General features: G+C 34.6%; 12 protein-coding genes. 8 read left to right on the forward strand and 4 right to left on the reverse strand.

Features of this window, described 5'->3' with window-relative positions:
- Positions 1 to 26: 26 nt before the first annotated feature.
- Both AC2CGN_RS20355 and AC2CGN_RS20360 read right to left on the reverse strand, forming a co-directional pair.
- Positions 27 to 1,931: a heavy metal translocating P-type ATPase gene (locus AC2CGN_RS20355; protein WP_484515889.1), complete on the reverse strand. Its 1,905-nt coding sequence runs from the start codon at positions 1,929 to 1,931 to the stop codon at positions 27 to 29.
- A gap of 335 nt (positions 1,932 to 2,266) precedes the next feature.
- The gene (locus AC2CGN_RS20360) at positions 2,267 to 3,802 is read right to left on the reverse strand and encodes a fumarate hydratase (protein ID WP_484515891.1); all 1,536 of its coding nucleotides are present in this window, start codon (positions 3,800 to 3,802) and stop codon (positions 2,267 to 2,269) included.
- A gap of 971 nt (positions 3,803 to 4,773) precedes the next feature.
- Here AC2CGN_RS20360 and AC2CGN_RS20365 point away from each other — a divergent pair.
- The gene (locus AC2CGN_RS20365; protein WP_484515893.1) at positions 4,774 to 5,571 is read left to right on the forward strand and encodes a YwqG family protein; all 798 of its coding nucleotides are present in this window, start codon (positions 4,774 to 4,776) and stop codon (positions 5,569 to 5,571) included.
- 62 nt (positions 5,572 to 5,633) lie between these two features.
- Here AC2CGN_RS20365 and AC2CGN_RS20370 read toward each other — a convergent pair whose 3' ends face one another.
- A complete protein-coding gene (locus tag AC2CGN_RS20370) occupies positions 5,634 to 5,819 on the reverse strand; it encodes an SE1561 family protein (protein WP_286924823.1) in 186 nt (61 codons plus the stop codon).
- Between the two features lie 367 nt (positions 5,820 to 6,186).
- On the opposite strand from AC2CGN_RS20370, the gene AC2CGN_RS20375 reads away from it, so the two are divergent.
- The 4 genes from AC2CGN_RS20375 to AC2CGN_RS20390 all read left to right on the forward strand — a co-directional run bounded on the left by AC2CGN_RS20375 (position 6,187) and on the right by AC2CGN_RS20390 (position 10,368).
- The gene (locus tag AC2CGN_RS20375) at positions 6,187 to 7,368 is read left to right on the forward strand and encodes an MFS transporter (RefSeq protein ID WP_429988102.1); all 1,182 of its coding nucleotides are present in this window, start codon (positions 6,187 to 6,189) and stop codon (positions 7,366 to 7,368) included.
- Between the two features lie 281 nt (positions 7,369 to 7,649).
- Positions 7,650 to 8,285 (forward strand): hypothetical protein, encoded by a 636-nt coding sequence (locus AC2CGN_RS20380; protein WP_429983065.1) that lies wholly within the window; start codon positions 7,650 to 7,652, stop codon positions 8,283 to 8,285.
- A gap of 938 nt (positions 8,286 to 9,223) precedes the next feature.
- A complete protein-coding gene (locus AC2CGN_RS20385) occupies positions 9,224 to 9,526 on the forward strand; it encodes a hypothetical protein (RefSeq protein ID WP_484515896.1) in 303 nt (100 codons plus the stop codon).
- A gap of 470 nt (positions 9,527 to 9,996) precedes the next feature.
- Positions 9,997 to 10,368 carry a hypothetical protein gene (locus AC2CGN_RS20390; protein ID WP_484515898.1) on the forward strand — a complete coding sequence of 124 codons (372 nt, stop codon included), beginning with the start codon at positions 9,997 to 9,999 and terminating at the stop codon, positions 10,366 to 10,368.
- Positions 10,369 to 10,563: 195 nt separating this feature from the next.
- On the opposite strand, the gene AC2CGN_RS20395 is transcribed toward AC2CGN_RS20390, so the two are convergent.
- Positions 10,564 to 11,778: a translocation protein TolB gene (locus tag AC2CGN_RS20395; RefSeq protein ID WP_484515900.1), complete on the reverse strand. Its 1,215-nt coding sequence runs from the start codon at positions 11,776 to 11,778 to the stop codon at positions 10,564 to 10,566.
- A 300-nt stretch (positions 11,779 to 12,078) separates the two neighbouring features.
- Here AC2CGN_RS20395 and AC2CGN_RS20400 point away from each other — a divergent pair, with 300 nt between their 5' ends.
- The 3 genes from AC2CGN_RS20400 to AC2CGN_RS20410 all read left to right on the forward strand — a co-directional run bounded on the left by AC2CGN_RS20400 (position 12,079) and on the right by AC2CGN_RS20410 (position 15,327).
- Positions 12,079 to 12,300, forward strand: coding sequence for a hypothetical protein (locus AC2CGN_RS20400; protein ID WP_484515901.1), 222 nt, complete (start codon positions 12,079 to 12,081; stop codon positions 12,298 to 12,300).
- Between the two features lie 207 nt (positions 12,301 to 12,507).
- Positions 12,508 to 13,593 (forward strand): DUF4297 domain-containing protein, encoded by a 1,086-nt coding sequence (locus tag AC2CGN_RS20405; protein ID WP_484515903.1) that lies wholly within the window; start codon positions 12,508 to 12,510, stop codon positions 13,591 to 13,593.
- 45 nt (positions 13,594 to 13,638) lie between these two features.
- A complete protein-coding gene (locus AC2CGN_RS20410; RefSeq protein WP_484515904.1) occupies positions 13,639 to 15,327 on the forward strand; it encodes a hypothetical protein in 1,689 nt (562 codons plus the stop codon).
- Positions 15,328 to 15,660: the final 333 nt, after the last annotated feature.

Raw genomic sequence — 15,660 nt, forward strand, 5'->3', positions numbered from 1 at the left:
ACAAAAGTGATTACGAGGCTGTTTATTTAAACATTTTTATTAAGCATGCGTAAGCCATTTAGAATAACTAAAATGGTACTACCCTCATGTCCAATTACACCTAATGGTAAATCAACAACTTGTAAAAAGTTTGAGGCAATTAATAACACGATAATGCCAATAGAGAAAAAGATATTTTGTTTGACGATACGCTGCATTTTACGGGATAAGCGTACTGCATAAGCAATTTTCGATAAATCATTTTTCATAAGGACGACATCTGCGGTTTCTAAGGCTACATCCGTGCCTTCTCCCATAGCGATACCTGTAGTGGCTGTTGCTAATGCTGGTGCATCATTAATGCCATCCCCGACCATTCCTACAAATTGGTGCTGCGAAAGTAGTCGTTTCATCTCAGTAACCTTTGTTTCAGGAAGGCATTCTGCAACATATTCAGTCACACCCGATTCTTTAGCAATTGCCTTGGCTGTTTTCTCGTTGTCTCCTGTTAGCATGATGACGTTAATACCAAGCTCTTTAAGTAATGCGACAGCTTTTTTTGCTTCATCACGAACAGTATCCTTAAGGGCTGTTAATGCGACAATACCGTCTTTATCACGAATGAAAATTACGGTTTTACCCTCTGTAGCTAATTTTGCTGTAGCTCCATCTGCAAAGGAATTTGCTTCTTCTGCGCCCACAAAATCAGGTTTCCCAACGAGATACTCCATATCATTTACATAACCCTTTATACCCCAACCCGGAATATCTTTAATTGCCACTTGAGAAGAGATGATTACTCCCTCGGCTTTAGCAAAGGAAGTGATTGCTTGTGCTAGCGGATGATTTGATTGTGATTCGATACCCGCTAGGACAGACAATGCCTCTTCTCGTTCTATGCCTTCACGAACAATAAAGTCGGTCACAACAGGTTTCCCCTGTGTTAATGTTCCTGTTTTATCAACTGCTACTGCACGTAATACACTTAAGTGCTCTAAATGTAAGCCGCCTTTAAATAGGATGCCGTTTTTGGCACCATTTGAAATAGCTGCTAAAGTAGCAGGCATAATAGATGCTACAAGAGCACATGGTGATGCAACTACTAATAGCACCATTGCACGGTAGAATGTTGTAGACCAATCCCAATCTAATAAAAAGTGAGGTAAGAACATCATTAACGCCACGCTAAGTAAAACGAATTTTACGTAAGTCCCTTCAAATTTTTCAATAAACTGTTGAGAAGGAGATTTCTCACTTTGAGCACTTTGTACAAGCTGAATAATTTTTTGGAACAATGTTTCTGAATTCGGCTTTGTCATTTCCATTGTAATAGCGCCATTTAAGTTAACCGTACCTGCAAATACTTCATCGCCTTCACGTTTTGCAACTGGAAGTGGTTCGCCACTAATTGCTGATTCATCGATAGAAGATTGCCCTTTAAATATGACACCATCTGCGGGTACTCGTTCACCAGGTTTTATAAGTAGGTGATCTCCGATTTGTAATGTGGAGACAGAGACTTTCATTGGTTCAAAGCCACCACGTACAAGCCAAGCCTCTTCAGGTTGTAAATTCATAAGTGCCGAAATTTCACGATTACTTTTATTCATGGCATACGTTTCAAGAGCACCACTTACTGCGAATATGAAAATAAGGATGGCACCTTCAGTCCAATAACCAATTGCTGCTGAACCAATTGCTGCTAATATCATTAGTAATTCAACATTTAATTTCTTATCTTCGATTGTTTCTTCAATACCCTCTTTTGCCTTAGCAAATCCCCCAACGCAAAATGCAACAATATACAAAATAACAGAAGCCGTAGTTTGCCCGCTAGTATCTAAACGCCATGCAAGTAAGATAAACAAGCCTGCTATAAGGGCAGCAAGTAATTCAGCATGCTCCTTCACTTTCTCAATTAGATTTATATTTTCTCGATTAGAGTATTCCATTCTTATCCCTCCTGATAATGAAAATCAATATCAAAAACCTTATAATATAATGATTTCGTAAAGTTTTTAAATGAAAAACAATTTCATTTAACTCCTTTATAATTTAGAATTATTATAACAAAGGTTTTTGGGAAAAGAAAGCCAGAAGTTTTAAAATGAATTTTTATCTGGCAATAAAAAAATATAAAGTTTAAGCAAACAAAAAGCACAGTCTATTCACTAGGAATATTCTGTGCTTTTCAAATTGGTGCGGTAAAATGTCTCACCTTTGGAGAAATACCGCATTCGATTATTATGATGTTAATTTTTACAGCAGTGGATGCTTCACTTTGCTATTAGAATACTCTTTCTGCATGCAAAGCAAGTTTTTCTAAAGATGATTTATCTACATCAGCATGTAAAGAATTACCATGGGAGTCCATTGTAACTACAGCAGTGAAGTTCTCTACATTTAAGTGCCACATAGCTTCTGGTACACCAAATTCCATTAAATCAACGCCGTCTACACCTTTAATACAGTCAGCGTAGTATTGAGCCGCTCCACCGATAGCGTTTAAGTATACACCGCCATGCTCTTGTAATGCAGCAAGTGTTTTTGGTCCCATACCACCCTTACCAATAACAGCACGGATACCGAATTTTTTCATGATGTCACCTTGATATGGCTCCTCACGAATAGAAGTAGTTGGGCCAGCAGCTTTTACTGTCCAGTTGCCTTCTTCGTCTTTAGCCATAACAGGACCACAGTGGTAAATAACCTGTCCATTTAAATCAACAGGTGCATCATGGCTCATTAAATGATGGTGAATGGCATCGCGACCTGTATACATACGACCAGTAATAGATACAACATCTCCAACCTTTAAAGTACGGATTTGTTCCTCGGTAATCGGTGCAGTAAGTTCCACTACATCTGTAGTCGTATCTTCTGTCGTTGCTGCAACTTCATCTTTAAATGTAATTTTTTCGCCTTCTTGATAGTGCCATTTAATGATTTCACCAGTTTGTGGGTCAATGTCCACAGCCATACGACGATAAGCCCAGCAGTTATAAGCGACTGATACGTAGAATGATGCAGGGATACGGTGCATAACCCCAATTTTACAGCCAAGTAATGTTGCTTCTCCACCAAAGCCCATTGTGCCAATACCAAATGTGTTAGCTGTTTTTACAACATATTCTTCTAATTTGGCAAGATCAGCATTTGGATTTGTATCTTCCACATGACGGAATAATTGTTCTTTCGCTAAGTCGTAACCAGAAGAACGGTCTCCACCAATACCTACACCGATGAAACCAGCTGAACAGCCTTGACCTTGAGCTTGATAGACAGAGTGTAAAATACATTTACGGATGCCATCTAAGTCACGACCAGCACGGCCAAGACCATCTAGTTCACAAGGAAGGCTGTATTGAATATTTTTGTTTTCACAGCCGCCACCTTTAAGAATTAATTTAATCGTAATGTAGTCATTTTCCCATTGTTCAAATTTAATAACAGGTAAACCTTCTCCAAGGTTATTACCACTATTTGCCCCAGTTAATGAATCAACTGCATTCGGACGTAACTTTGCATCAGCTGATGTATCATTGATTGCTTTTTTAATAGCAGCTTTGATTTCTAATTGATTAACGCCTACAGGAGTGTAGATCTTAAATGTTGGTAGACCTGTATCCTGACAGATAGGTGATACATTATCTTCTGCCATAATAATATTATTTGCAATTGTGTCTAAGCTCATTGCTGCACGAGTGCCAGCATTCTCTGCCTCTTTGGCTTTTTTAATAGCACGGCGCACGTCTTTCGGTAGGTTCGTAGATGTTTCAGTAATTAAATTGTATAGACTTTTCTCCAAAGTTTGTACATTCATTTTTGTATTGCCCCCCATAGAAAATTTGATTATTTCCACGTTACATTATACTCTTTTCAACTAATGAAAAAAAGAGCCCATCTTTTAGAGGTAGGAATTAAAGGGTGTTGTCATCAAAAAAGGGAGGGGGAGGTAATCAACAATCTGGTGGATTTAATTAAGAAAAGGGTGAAGGTGATCAACAATCTAGGGGGTCTGATCAAAAAAAGGTGACGGTGATCAATGATTAGGAGGAGCTGATCAAAAAAAGGTGAAGATGATCAACAATCTAGGGGGTCTGATCAAAAAAAGGTGAAGATGATCAACAATCTAGGGGGTCTGATCAAAAAAAGGTGAAGGTGATCGACAATCTAGGAACTTGATCAAATGTGAGGTGAAGGTGATCAACAATCTAGAGAACCTGATCAAAAATAAGGAGAAGGTGATCAATAATAAGGAGTACCTGATCAAAAAAGGGTAAAGGTGATCAACAATCTAGAGAACCTGATCAAAAATAAGGAAAAGGTGATCAATAATAAGGAGGAGCTGATCAAAAAAAGGTGAAGATTATCAACAATCTAGAGAACCTGATCAAAAATAAGGAGAAGGTGATCAATAATAAGGAGTACCTGATCAAAAAAGAGGGTGAAGGTGATCAACAATCTTGGGAACCTGATCAAAAATAAGGAAAAGGTGATCAATAATAAGGAGGACCTGATCAAAAAAAGGGTAAAGGTGATCAACAATCTAGAGAACCTGATCAAAAATAAGGAGAAGGTGATCAATAATAAGGAGTACCTGATCAAAAAAGAGTGAAGGTGATCAAAACTCAGGAAGACTTGATTAAAAATCCGAGTCTCTAATCAAATTCCATACGAAACAGGTTATGTATATGAAATGCATTTAACCTAGTATTTTTTCTCTTGAATTAGATTGATAAACAGGAACGTTTGTTCTATAATAAGGATAAATCAACTTTAGGAGGGAATTTAGTGTCTGAAAAGAGTGCTCTTATGTTACCTGAAGCATTTGAAGTATATAGAAAAACTATAGAAGAAACATTACAGCCGGTTATAAATATTGAAACAACAATGCGAAAAACATCATTATTTGAAAGTAAGTTTGCAGGTAATCCATATTTTCCATTGTCGATGGAATATCCTAAAAATTCTGATGGACAGCCATTAAAATTATTAGCGCAAATTAATTTTGAAGAAGTACCTAATCATTTATCGAAATTCCCTGAGGAGGGAATTTTACAATTTTTTATTGATTCCTTTGACGATGTATTAGGAATGGACTTTGGTAATGGTCAAAACCAAAAAGGCTTTCGTGTTATTTATCATGAACGGATCATCAATGATGCATCACAATTAATTCAAGATTTTTCGTTTCTGGAAGCGAAAAAGGATGACATGTACTTTCCTGTTGAAAAGGAGATGGCATTGACCTTTGAACCCACCTATGAACCTTTATCAATAGATGATTTTAGAAGTGATGACCATTACGCAAGTATTTTAGATAATATAGAAGATGATGCTCTAGAGGATGCTTTTTACGAAACATTAAGTGGTGATGGTCATAAAATTGGTGGCTATCCATTTTTCACACAGGACGATCCAAGGGCATATGGGGATTACCAACAATCTACAGTTTTGTTGCTACAAATTGACAGTGTCGGTGATCATATAATGTGGGGCGATTGTGGTGTAGGGAATTTTTTCATCACGGAGGAGGAGCTTCAAAAGAAGGATTTTAGTAAGGTTTTGTATAACTGGGACTGTCATTAGACAGCTAAAAGCGCGAGAAATCAAACGTTGATTTTTCGCGCTAAACTTATTCTATGCTTGGGCTATTGTTCACGAACGTTAAATTGCTCCATTTTGTCTTCTAAATCATCCATCATTTGTATTAAACGATCAATGTCCTCTAATTCAGTTGTTTCAGGATCAATTGCATCTAATACTTCTAAAAATATTTCAAGACGTTCTCTTAAGTAATTCACTTGCTGCTTTTTATCAGTTATTGGCTTAGACATTCGTACACCTCATTTCATCCCCTTCATCGTAGCTGATTTAGGTCTAAATTTCAATGTTTAGGTAAACACCTAGGACTTAACGATTAATTTAAAAAAACAATAGACAGAATATTTACAATATTGAATACCTGTGTTAAAGTTGTATTAAGAAATCGTAAAGGAGTGATCATCACAATCTTTCGAACTCTAACTCGAAAAGGAGGGAGTTTAAACAAGTTCTCGGCGAAAGTAAATGCTGAAATTCGTGTTTATACAATTAAATGAAAATTAGTATTCGTTAAGCCTTAGCGTAAAATCACATGTGGTGAGCGCTAAGGCTTTTTGGTATGCTGTTCTTTGGAAGAATCACTTGATGTTGGAGGAAATGATGACGTACTTCTCAGATTACAGCAAAAAAAGATTTGCCATTCTAGTGTTAATAGTTTCAATATCGGGCTTTTCACAAGGGATGCTATTACCACTAATTTCAATTATTTTCGAGCGGGATGGTGTATCCTCTGCATTGAATGGATTGAATGCAACAGGTTTATACATAGGAACTTTATTAATCTCCCCGTTTATTGAGCAGCCTCTAAGAAAATGGGGCTATAAACCAATTATTTTAATAGGTGGGGCATTGGTGTTTCTATCGCTCCTCGCATTTCCTCTATGGAAAAGTGTGACCTTTTGGTTTATCCTTCGATTACTTATTGGGGTAGGAGATCATGCATTGCATTATGCGACACAAACGTGGATTACTAGCACAGCAGATCATAAAAGCTTAGGAAAGGGCATGGCTATTTACGGCTTGTCCTTTAGTACAGGTTTTGCAGTCGGACCGTTAATGGTAAAGCTTATTCAAATTACAGAAGCATTGCCGTTTATAGTCTCCTCGATTCTGTGCTTATTGGCATGGTCGTTTGTATTTTTATTGAAAAATGAGAAACCAGAGCGTTTAACGGGAGATATACATGCAAGAGGCTGGCAGCGTTATAAAATGGCCTTTGTTTTTGGATGGATTGCGTTTTTAGGTCCATTTGTTTATGGGTTTTTAGAATCTTCTTTAAATGCTTTGTTCCCAGTCTATGCTTTACGTAAAGGTTTTGAGGTTGGTATGATTCCTATTATTTTATCCGTCTTTACTTTTGGAGGAATTTTAACACAGGTGCCTCTTGGCGCAATGGGTGATAAGGTTGGGCGTAGAAAGGTATTGATGATAGGCTCTTTTGGCGGAGCTGTTATTTTTGGAATTGCAAGCTTTTTAGAGCATTCACAAATTGCCGTAGCCATCGCATTTTTCCTTACAGGTACATTGGTAGGCTCGATGTTTTCGTTAGGAATTACATATATGGCTGATTTAACACCAAAGGAATTACTGCCAACTGGAAATCTATTGTGTGGTATTGCTCTAAGCATTGGAAGTTTAACAGGACCGTTTCTTGGCGGGGTATATATAGAATATGTAAAGAATTATAGCTTCTTATTATTAGTGGCAATGCTATTACTTGTGGTAGCCATCGTGTTAATGATATTTGGTGGAAGTAAAAATAAGCGTTCTGCGACAATATAGGTAAAAAACAGGTAGAGGAAATTACAAAGAAAAAGAGCGGGGCTCATCTTCCCGCTCATAAAACAAAAAACGCCCAGCAAATCCGTGCTGTATTGGCGTTTTTTGCGTGATAAGGATGTTCCGTCCGAATCACTTAGGTTTGGCACCTAGATTGATATTATACAGATAAGGAATCATAAAATCAAATATTAAAATAAAGGTAATATTTGTACTTTAATTAGCTAACTGGATATAATAGAAGAACATTGCGCGTTGATTACAATTTATAGGGAGAATAAAACATGACTGAATATAAAAAATTGTCCATTCACCGGGCATTAACAGAATTAAAGATGCTCAATCATCGTATAGAAGCAGCAACAAATGAAGTTAGTGCAGTTTTAGCTAATCGTAAAAGCAATAGCAAGATTAATGGTGTTGAGATTCAAGAATATGAAAAACAGATGCAATCCTCATACGATAAAGTAGTCAGTTTAATTGACTATCGCAACCGTATTAAATCCTTAGTTGTAGAATCCAATGCTAAAACAAAGGTGACTGTAGGGAAAGAGGAAATGACTGTGGCAGAGGCTATAGAACGAAAGCAGTCTATTCAATTTGAAAAGAAATTATTAGAAGTGATGCAGCAGCAATACCGTTCAGCAATCAATATGGTTGCTAAAGAAAATGATGCGCTACCTGCAAAGCTTGAAACATATTTAATCAATATATTAGGTAATAAAGATAAACAATCACCAGAAGAGGTAAAACTACATACAGAGACATTTATGAAAAGAAACGAATATGAGTTAATTGATCCGATGAATGTTAAAAAGAAAATTGAAGCATTAAATAGTCGAATTGAGGAATTTGAATCAGAGGTAGACGCTGTGCTATCAGAATCAAATGCCACAACTTTTATTGAAGTACAAGCTTAATGTAATATGCATGGTCTAGCGAAAATGGAAAACGAAAAATCGCTCGCGCTTCAAGGCATGTGTGCGAGTTGAAACCTTAAACATGTCTTATTACAAAGGAACTTTAAACAATCTAAAATAAAAGCACAAAGATTAAAATTAAAAACACAAAGTTCACGTTTCAAAGCTTTTTAGCTCAAAGTTAAAAATTTAAAGCATAAAAATCTTTTAAATCCTGGGTTTTTGGTTAAGGTGTTGATTTTTCTGGACCGTCCATCATCCACCAGGCAGCTTGAGCTGTGCATCAGTGAACAAAGGACGTCTCAAATTCTGAGACGTCCTTTTTGACCTTTTTTTCAACACAAGCTTAGCCTCACATTCCACCTGTGTTGAGTACTTTTTGCAGACACAATACAATAGGCGACTATAACTACTTAAGCAAAAGGGCGGTAAATAAAAACCGCTCTTTATTAATGTTACCCCTCTATCAAATTGCCCTTCTCCATTATAAACCCACCTAGTGCAGAAGACTTGTTCCTAAAGTATATCGAAGGTGATACTGACAGCTTCATGCTTGAAGGTTTAACTTGCCCTTCATTTATGAATGAACCGCTTCAAGTCGTGTAACATGAGACTGATATATCTTCTAAGCAACCGAGTAGTAAGAGATATCCACTAAGCTAGCGTCTTGAACGAGTGGTCTTAGGGACAGTTTACGGTCATCTGACGCGCATAAAGTTTTTATGAAAATTCATTTAATTATAGTTGTAAATTATGTTTGATGTAGTATTCATGGTATGGTAATGTCAATGGTAATAATAGTTAAAGGAGGCGTTTACTGTGAGTAATCAAATGTTAAGAGACTCACCGAAATAACAATTCAAGAATTAGCAAATGATATTCAAAATCTTCGATATAAAGAGAGTTCGTTACATCGAAATGAAGAGCACTATGATGTGATGAATGAAGCTATTAACTATCAACTTAAATTTAAACAACAGGCAAAGTCGCTATATATAAAGACCCTCTCCAGAATAGAGGAGCTTTTAGAGGAAGATGCTTTAACTTTAGAATTAATAGGTAGGTTTAAACAAGATTTTCATCTTTATAGTAATGAGGAAAAGCGGTCAATTCTCCTTCAATCTATAAAGAAAATCGACTTTGATTTTAAAAGAACACATTTCGCTATTGAATATCGCCTTAGCCCTTATGTTGAAATTGAAACCGTGGTGGACTCAATATCAAAACAAAAGACAAGTTAAACTGTTGTATATATACAACGGTTTTTTTGTTTATCTCTTAACAGAACTACTTACATAACCGAAATTAATGGATTATATCTACTTACATTACCGAAACATTTTTCTGATTTAAAATTAATCAAATTTAATTTTAAAGGAAACCCTTGGTATTAGGCTTTTTGAGGGTTTTTAATTCGGTAATAAGCTTATCGAGGGATACCTCGATAAGCTTATTACCGAAAAATTAAATTCCTGACTACGTACAATACCGAACATTTTAGCAATAGGGTGTATTCACATACTGTCTATTGTCTATTAGTAATTATTCTTACTCAGCTCTCATAACATCAAACTTTAAATTACGATTTTTTATACTTATTCAGCAGAACATTCTATGCTGTGTAGATATTTTGTAATTCATTCTCTTGTGTGTGGTTTTTTGAAATTTAGTTGAATATAATTCCTTTGAAAAACAAGAGAGGATGAAGTTTATGACTAGGCAGTTTAAATATTCTTATTATGATAATGGGGTTTATATACTTTCGAAGGAGGAGATAGCAGATCTAAAACCAGTAGAGATATCTCAGAACTTCTTGAGTGAATATGAATATTTTGCTACACGTCCTATTGTATGTGAAGATCAAGAAAATATATGGCAAGTATTTTATAGTGAAGTAAGGGATCTCCCCGAAGTTAAAGAAATTATTATGAAAGCGAAAGAAAATGGTTTTCACGATGTTATTATTTATATTCAAACTCATACGTTAACTTATACGGTGTTTGAAATATTCATCCACAAGCTTCACAAATTAAAATTTGAAAATGAAATACTCCAAATTATTAAAGCAAGAAAAATTAGTTAGGCTACAGTATCAAACAAATTTGCAGAGCTAATCTACAAGTGTAGAATTAACTCTGTATTTTAACATTACCGCATTTTGGAAAATTAGGTTAGCGAGAGAATCTCATAAGGTTTATCTTCTCTTGTTAAATCATTAAAGTCTTGGCCTAGACCTTGCATTAATGATTTTTTTAGCTAACGGAATTCCTTGTTCCAGTTACTTTTTATAGAAAAAGGTTGGTGGAGAGTCTACATTTTTTAACCACCGATGTTCTTGAGCATCCATACTATCTTTAATCCAAACATCTCCTTGGTCTTCTTTTTCGGATGTTCGATACCAAGTAATAGTTGAACCAACTACTTGAGGTGTATTATCTATTTTATTGTTTGGAAATGTAAGCTGCTTTTGTTCTCCTGATTCAAGATTAATTACATACAACGCTGTAAACATAGTTGGAACCGGTCCCACTTTCCACGCTTTGTTCTCTTTCGCCCGAGCAACAATTATTTCATCTGGAGAAAGCCATTCTAAATCTAGATCTACGTATCCTTTAGGTGTGTAGTCCTTTTGTTTATTCAATGTAGGAATCTCGGTAACGGCTGTACTTTTGTTTACAACAAAAAATCTTCCTTCACCCGATATGAAGGCTAGTTGATTTCTTGTAGGAGCCCACTTTATCCATTTTTCATACCCAAGCATTTTCCCTATAACTTGAAAGTGATCTCCAACTGATGAAAGTACACCTAATGTATTGCTATCATTAGACCAAGACGCAGTTGGTGTTAATAGAAAGCTAACCCAGCTTCCATCAGGGCTCCACTTAAAATAATCCGCATCAATTGCAAATAAGTCGGGTGTATTTGTTTGAATGGTGTAAAAAGGCTTGATTTTATTCGTATCTAGATTGGCATCTACGGGCACTTTAAAAAGACGAACTGGTTCCCATCCAGTAGGAAGTAAATTAGATTGAGATGAAACGATAAACGCTTTTCCATTGGGGAACCATTCAAAATCACTAACACCTAGGGATACATTTTCAAAGCCGTGTGGTCGCCCATTTTTTGTTTTTGTAACACTCAAGACACCACCCGAATTGTAAGCTAGTTGATTTGATGTTGGCGACCATTTTATTTGACTTGTTTCAATTGATGGATACGGTTGATAGCTTTCCTTTTTCTTTAAATCATAAATATACAGATACGTTTTTTCTCCATTCTCGTTACCTGCTAAATAGGCAATATACTGACCATCTTTTGACCACTTTGGAGAGGATACATACTTATCTGTTGTAAGCTGTATTTCTTTATCTCCTTCCTTCATCCATAGCTGATGATTTCGTATATAAGCAGCTTTAAGAAGAACTTCAGCAGAAGCATCTATTGAAAGATTAAAACTAACGAATAGTATTAATAATAAAATTCTAATTGTCATTTATCACACCTCTGCTTTTTTCATTTTCTCGAAGATATTATTTCCGAACATTGTTCAATTATTCTGCACCGTTAGCACAAGAAGAGATTGCTCTAATTGAACAATCTTCCTCAATAGTTGTGGAGCAAGGTGTTTATAATACCAGGAAGCTTTCCATCGGCTATCATTCCTCCACTTTAGAGGAACATAGGAAAGAAAGTAGAATATATAAAGAATATGTTTTAATATCCATACGTTCGGGAAAAATATGTACAAGAGATAGAAATAATTTCAAAGCAGTTAGCTAAGGAGGTTGCCATTGTGAAACCAGAAACCACATTTTTAACAAAAAGCGTAGTATGGACTATTGATGGCAAACAATATGTAGTCGAAAAAGTTCCCTATTCTGAATTAAATGCTGAAGAGAATGAATACTTCGATATGGACGTTGCCATTCGTTTAACGATGCTACGTGATTTAATGTTTATGAGAGACATACCTTCTAAAGTAGATTATAGTATTGTAGCGAATTTTGAAGTTTAGCAAAAAGCCACGAACGTTGATTTCACAACATTCGTGGCTTTTCGATGTGTTTCCAAACTTCCATTTGGAAACGTAGTATTCTTATTAGAACATCTCTCTATAAAAACGTATCCAAATTTAAATAAAGAGTGAAAAATGTGGAATTATATAGGATAATGATAAATAATGGAAGTATAAAATAAAGTTATGAATCGGGTTGAGTGGATTATGGATTTAAAGCAAAGTATTTCTGTAAATAGACCTCGTGAAAGTAGTGGCTCAAGGTCTGCTAACAGATTTGATTATCAAAAGGACTGGGCTATATTAAAATTAGTAGAATTATACAGGTCTGGAAAAGATTATCTTTTAGTAATGGATTACTATGATGATGTCATCATTTTCGATTCTGAAAATAACCCTAACAACATCGATTTTTTTCAGATTAAAACACATAGTAAAAATTGGACTATCCCACAAATACTATCGAGAAAGAAAGGAAAGGATGGTCCTTTACCTTCGATTATCGGTAAAATGTATGGTTGTAAATTACAATTTCCAAATTATACGTTGTCATTAAACTTCGAGTCTAACCATTTCTTAAACGTTGATTTAAAAGATAAAAATACTAAGAGTCTCACTAAAAAGGAAATAAAATTTTCCGAGATATGTGATAAAAAATTAGCTGTCATCATAAAACAGTTAAAAGAAGAGCATTCTCTTCCAGATGACCCTGAATTTATTGAAATGACATTTTTTAGAGTCTCTGACCTAATGATAAATGACAGGGAAGCATACGTAAAAGGAAAGTTGAGTGATTTCCTTGAAGAGATAAATCCAGAGGGTACTTTTAAGATGAGTTTAGTTTACACTACATTATTTGACGAAGTTAAAAGAAAGAATAATTATGAAGGGCATATTGATAACTTTGAAGACTTATCAGTAACTAAAGGAATTGGACGAAGCCAATTTGATTCTATTATTAAAAATTTCACGGAAGATGTAAATAAGATAGACCAAATGTGGTCAATGACAGAAGCAAGGTTAAATAGTGAAAGAATACCCATAGGAGAACTATTCCAAATAAAGAATGCTTGGGATAAATATAAAATTGAAAAGATGGATTTAACTAATGCTTATTTACAGGATATTCGAAAAAAAATAAATAAGATTGTTGAGAGCTATAAAGCTAATAATCAATTGTACAATGATATTGTTCAACCTACTTATGAAGAGTATGTGAAAGACAATGCTGTTGATATATATGACGAATATTATTTAAAGTCAATCATTCTAATGGAGTTATATGGAATATGAGTGAAAATTTTAGAAAGCTAATAAGAAATTTGAGGTTAAAAAAATATGAGCAAATTAATTTTGAAAGAAATAAAGATAGTATCATTGCTAGAGAAGAAAGCAAGAAGAATTCAATTTCATCCAAAGAAAACAGTAATAAAAGGTGAGAATCACACAGGAAAATCGTCTTTAATTAAAAGTATTTATTGGACATTTGGTGCAACCGCAAAAAATATGCATCCAAATTGGATTAAGGCTGATGTAATATCGGTTATTGACTTTTCAATTGATAATACATCATATTCCATTTTAAGAAAAAAGGATTTTTTTGCAGTATTTGATGGACAAATGAATTTAATAGGAACATTTGATAAGATAACAAGTGAATTAGGTCCATTCCTTTCAAATTTGTTAAATTATAAAATAAAACTTAATAATAGATCAAATGAGCCTATAACTCCCCCACCAGCATACTTCTTCCTCCCTTTCTATATTGACCAAGATGTGAGTTGGAAGGAAAACTGGAGTGCCTTCGAAGGTCTTTCTCAACTAACGAATTGGAAAAAAAATATTATAGAATACCATACAGGTATTAGACCTAATAAATACTATGAAATTAAAGCTAAAGTGGAAGTTCTTCAAAAACAAACTAAAGATATAGAAAGCAAAAAAGGAATTTCGCAAAATGTTTTAAATAAACTTTTAGAGCAGTTCCAAAATGAAATGGTTGATATTGACATCAATTTGTTCAAAAAAGAAATTGATGAAATGATATTCAACTACAAAGCACTTAAAAATAAAGGTGATAAGCTAAAAGATAAAATTGTAACTTTAAAGAGTCGAAAGATTCAATTAGAGAATCAATTAGAAGTTATAAATAAGACAATACAAGAGTTAAAAAAAGATTATAAGTATTCATTAGAACTTATGGATACAGTAGATTGTCCAACTTGTGGTCATACATACGAAAATAATTTTTCTGAGCGATTTTCTATTGCAAAAGATGAGGACGAATGCCAAGACTTAGCAATTCAACTAAAGCAAGAAACTAAGGAATTAGAAGATACAATTGCAAAAGAATATGAATACTATAATGAAAATAATATCGAAACTTCAAAAATAAAAGCATTATTAGAAAAGAAGCAAGGTGAAATAAAATTAAAAGATGTAATTCAGCACGAAGGAAAGAAAGAGTTGAAGCACATCTTAGAAGATGAAATAGATAGTCTTCGTAAAGAAATATCCAATATTGAAGATGAAATAAATAGTCTCAAAGAAGAACTAAAGGAAATAGAAAATAAAAAAAGACAAGACGAAATAAAGCTTTACTACTTTACATCTATGAAAAAATATTTATTAGACTTGGATGTTCTTACCTTAGCAGAAAGTAGTTACAAACCAATAACATCTTCAATTAAGGAAAGTGGAAGTGGACTTCCCCGTGCTTTATTAGCATATTATTACAGTATTTTACACACAATGAAGAAATATAGTACTTCTACTTTTTGTCCAATAATAATTGATTCACCGAACCAACAAGACCAAGATCCAGATAATTTAAAAAAGATGATTAATCTCATTTTTGATGAACAGCCGGAGGATTCTCAATTGATATTAGGCGTTGTTGAGATGAAAGAACAAATAACTGATGGCGAAACTATTGAACTAACCAATAAATACCATCTTCTTCAAGAAGAACCATACGAAGAACTCTCTCACTACGTTAAAAACCTATTGGAAATAAGTTACCAATAAAAAGAGAAGCATTTAGCTTCTCTTTTTGAAATCTTAAATAAGCAGCAATGTATTTTTTTAAGGTTGTTTTCTCAAAAATTGTTGCTTCTGGTTTGTCTATTTTATTCCACTAAAGCACCCCGTTCGTATTATAAGGTCAGCCAGAGTAAATCTGGTTGACTATTTTTTATTCAATTTATAGATTGATAGTAGCCGGGGTCGAACGGAAGCACCCGTGGGACTAGATCCCGACAACTAAACTGTTCGCCCTCTACTTGTTAACACATGATTAGGCTGGTTGGGACATTACGATCTCGTATAACAAGCGAAGATATGAATAACAAGCTAGATAGA

The organism is Lysinibacillus sp. DFXJR4 (genome assembly GCF_057196045.1).

What these genes read in the sequence shown, in the direction of transcription:
- AC2CGN_RS20355 (WP_484515889.1), bottom strand. Translation starts at nt 1,931, where the DNA reads ATGGAATACTCTAATCGAGAAAATATAAATCTAATTGAGAAAGTGAAG.
- AC2CGN_RS20360 (WP_484515891.1), bottom strand. Translation starts at nt 3,802, where the DNA reads ATGAATGTACAAACTTTGGAGAAAAGTCTATACAATTTAATTACTGAA.
- AC2CGN_RS20370 (WP_286924823.1), bottom strand. Translation starts at nt 5,819, where the DNA reads ATGTCTAAGCCAATAACTGATAAAAAGCAGCAAGTGAATTACTTAAGA.
- AC2CGN_RS20375 (WP_429988102.1), top strand. Translation starts at nt 6,187, where the DNA reads ATGACGTACTTCTCAGATTACAGCAAAAAAAGATTTGCCATTCTAGTG.
- AC2CGN_RS20380 (WP_429983065.1), top strand. Translation starts at nt 7,650, where the DNA reads ATGACTGAATATAAAAAATTGTCCATTCACCGGGCATTAACAGAATTA.
- AC2CGN_RS20385 (WP_484515896.1), top strand. Translation starts at nt 9,224, where the DNA reads ATGAATGAAGCTATTAACTATCAACTTAAATTTAAACAACAGGCAAAG.
- AC2CGN_RS20390 (WP_484515898.1), top strand. Translation starts at nt 9,997, where the DNA reads ATGACTAGGCAGTTTAAATATTCTTATTATGATAATGGGGTTTATATA.
- AC2CGN_RS20395 (WP_484515900.1), bottom strand. Translation starts at nt 11,778, where the DNA reads ATGACAATTAGAATTTTATTATTAATACTATTCGTTAGTTTTAATCTT.
- AC2CGN_RS20405 (WP_484515903.1), top strand. Translation starts at nt 12,508, where the DNA reads ATGGATTTAAAGCAAAGTATTTCTGTAAATAGACCTCGTGAAAGTAGT.
- AC2CGN_RS20410 (WP_484515904.1), top strand. Translation starts at nt 13,639, where the DNA reads ATGAGCAAATTAATTTTGAAAGAAATAAAGATAGTATCATTGCTAGAG.